This is a genomic window from Agrobacterium albertimagni AOL15, from assembly GCF_000300855.1.
Lineage (GTDB): Bacteria > Pseudomonadota > Alphaproteobacteria > Rhizobiales > Rhizobiaceae > Allorhizobium > Allorhizobium albertimagni.
This window is the reverse complement of sequence record NZ_ALJF01000034.1, coordinates 1-1,699: the sequence shown is the minus strand read 5'-3', so window position 1 is coordinate 1,699 and position 1,699 is coordinate 1. Positions and strand designations below refer to the sequence as shown.

At 60.1% G+C, this 1,699-nt stretch carries 2 protein-coding genes; both read left to right on the top strand.

Annotated elements, in window-relative coordinates; all coding sequences use genetic code 11:
• The coding region (locus QWE_RS24170; protein ID WP_040300948.1) for a hypothetical protein at positions 1 to 180 on the top strand (180 nt) is incomplete at its 5' end.
• A gap of 311 nt (positions 181 to 491) precedes the next feature.
• Positions 492 to 1,699, top strand: a 1,208-nt coding sequence (locus QWE_RS24165) for a TolC family outer membrane protein (protein WP_040300947.1), incomplete at its 3' end; no start/stop codon positions are given.

The window sequence follows — 1,699 nt, the reverse complement described above, 5'->3', positions numbered from 1 at the left end:
CAGGCCTCTGCTGAAACCGCAGCCTCGCATCTGCGGGCAACGGTCGAGGACGGCAACACCACGGTCAGCGTCCAGACGGGTGCCGACACCTGGAAGGACGTCGTGGTCCTGCAAAACCACGACACCGCCATCAAGGTGCTGTTCGACGACAAGCATGCGGTCGTCACCCCGCACGACTAAGACAGATAGTAGTTTTACTAGGAGAAAGGGCGCCAAACCGGCGCCCTTTTTTTGTGGTGTCGAGCGCTATTGGCGAGGATGATACTAGTTGTCCTGATCTTCGGCAGTAACCCGGTGTTTTTTTGGTGGTTTTTACGGGTTTTGGACACTTACTTGCTGCGCAGCAATTCCACCGACAAGTGTCCCGATATATAACGTCTCGCAGCTAAGATTTGGGTAGGGGCAGACCGTTGTTTAGCAAAAAGACTTTATTCGCCGCCTTGTATACCTCGGCAGCATTCGCCATCGCGTCTGTTGCGCCAGCAAGCGCCATGTCGCTGCAAGAGGCCATTCAAAAGGCTCTGACGACCAATCCGCAGATTTCCCAAGCGGTTCAGAACCGTGAAGCGGTCGAGTTCGAACTGCGCCAGGCGCGCGGTCTCTACCTCCCGTCGATCGATCTCGAGGCAAGCGTGGGAAAGCGCCGGCTCTCGAACGAGAGCACGGGAACCCTGACGCGAGACTACGAGGATTTTAATTCCTCCGAGGTCGGTCTGACGGTCACCCAGCGTCTCCTGGACGGCGGCGGCCGCCGGGCCCAGGTCGATCAGCAGGCCTCGCGCGTCGATGGCGCGTCCTTCCGCGTCCTGGAGCGTTCTGAGACGATCGCCCTGCAGGTCGTTCAGGACTATCTCGAATACATTCTGCAGGCGAAGATCGTCGGTGTCGCGCAGCAGAACGTCTCCTTCCACAACGGCATTCTCTCTGACATCAACCAGGGCATATCCGGCGGCGCGCTGACGGAAGTCGATGCCGTTCAGGGACGTGAGCGTCTTGCGGCTGCCCAGGCCCGCCTGCGTGAAGCACAGGAAGAGCTGGAGCTCACAAAGATCCGCTTCCTGAAGACGGTCGGTGAGCCGATCACCAATGCCAAGGTGCCGGGTTCGGTTGCCAAGTTCATCCCACGCACGCTGGATGACGCCATCGCAACCGCCAAGGCCAATAATCCGCGCATCTATTCGGCCCGCGCCGATATCGATGCGGCTGACGCCGCAGTTCGCGCTGCGCGTTCCAACTATGCCCCGACCGTCGATCTCGAAGGTCGTGCCAGTGTCGGCAACGACGTGGGCACCAGCCAGGGCAACACCAATGACGTTCAGGTGCGTCTGGTCGCCCGCTGGAACCTCTATCGCGGTGGTATCGACCAGGCTCGCGAGCAGGAGCAGATCCGTCGCGCCAGCGAGCAGCGTTATGCATCCGATCAGGTTCATCGCGAGATCGAAGAGTCCGTGCGTTCGGCCTGGAATGAGCGCCGCAGCCGCGGCGAGCTCTCGCAGATCCTGAATTCGCAGTCCTCGCAGAATGCTCAGCTCGTCTCGTCTTACGGCGAGCAGTTCAAGATTGGCCAGCGCTCGCTTCTGGATGTTCTCGACGCACAGAACACCCGCTTCAACACCAGCATCGTCGCCGAAACGGCCCGCGTCGCGGCTCTGTTTGCGGAATACAAGATCCTGGCGGCTTCAGGCTCCCTGCTGAAGAC